The organism is Arthrobacter sp. JCM 19049, assembly GCF_001310435.1.
The window spans coordinates 1-655 of sequence record NZ_BAXF01000860.1 but is presented as its reverse complement, the minus strand read 5'-3'; the positions used below and the strand labels follow the sequence as shown (position 1 = coordinate 655).

The window sequence follows — 655 nt, the reverse complement described above, 5'->3', positions numbered from 1 at the left end:
CCCGCAGGTGCTGCAGCTGCTCAAGGGCGTGGACGGCACCGACCCGCAGTTCGCCCCGGGCGCCAAGGACGTGTCCACCACCATCCGCAGCGCCGTGGTCTCCGATCTGGCCAAGCGCATCCCGGATCCGGGCTCGGTGAGCTGGGCCAGGACGAATCCCGCCAGCTGACCAAGCGCATCCCGGACGAGCAGGCCCGCGAGGCCCGCGGTTCGGATGACCAGGGCCTGACCGGGCGCACCGCCCAGGTGAGCAACACCGCGAACCTGGACCGCTGCAGGTGCTGCGCATCCAGCCGCTGGGGGATCTGCCCTCCATCGGCAGCGGGCTGCGCAGCTACCAGGCCAAGGACGGGGACCTGGCCGGTTGGCCGCGGGGCAACTGTGTTGCGGCCGCGTCGAACTGGCGGTTCACCGGCCTGCAGACCACCACTGGCAGCTCCTCGGTGCTGCACCTGGCCAACCCGACCTCCACCACCGCCCAGGTCTCCATTGAGCTGCGCGGTCCGCAGGGGCTGGTCGACACCTCCACGCTGCAGGAAATCGTGCTGGCCCCCGGGGCGAGCCGGGCCATCGTGCTCGGCGGCTACGCGCAGGGCCAGGAGTCGGTCTCCGCGAACATCCGCTCGCTGGGCGGGAAGATCACCGCCAGCATCCA

At 71.5% G+C, this 655-nt stretch carries 1 protein-coding gene; it reads left to right on the top strand.

Going from position 1 to position 655, the window contains the following annotated elements:
• Nucleotides 1-278 precede the first annotated feature (278 nt).
• The coding region (locus tag JCM19049_RS16780) for a DUF5719 family protein (protein WP_279403483.1) at nucleotides 279-655 on the top strand (377 nt) is incomplete at its 3' end.